Origin of the sequence: Bacillus sp. SIMBA_031, from assembly GCF_046535225.1 — a bacterium.
Taxonomy (GTDB): Bacteria; Bacillota; Bacilli; order Bacillales; family Bacillaceae; genus Bacillus; species Bacillus velezensis.
The window spans coordinates 1-233 of sequence record NZ_JAWRXC010000724.1 but is presented as its reverse complement, the minus strand read 5'-3'; the positions used below and the strand labels follow the sequence as shown (position 1 = coordinate 233).

Genomic DNA, 233 nt, shown 5'->3' with positions numbered 1-233 from the left:
GATGATGGAGCCATCCTTGTTGAGTCTTACATCTGAAAGTCTTTCCTCACGCTTCTTGGATTCTCCCTTGATGTACTTTCTCCATTGCTCATTTCCAGCTCCGTCCAGGTATAGTAACCAAAATGTTTCATCTCCCTCTTCCATTCTACCCTCAGTCTGCGTATAGCCGCCCAATAAAATCCCTTTCGTTAAGTCCTGATCCCGAATCACATTCATTCCCATTAGGACATCCC

The 233-nt window shown here is 45.1% G+C and carries 1 protein-coding gene; it reads right to left on the bottom strand.

Annotated elements, in window-relative coordinates; genetic code table 11:
* A partial coding sequence (locus SB724_RS21975) for a hypothetical protein (protein ID WP_410573216.1) occupies positions 1 to 216 on the bottom strand: 216 nt, incomplete at its 3' end.
* Between the last annotated feature and the right edge of the window lie 17 nt (positions 217 to 233).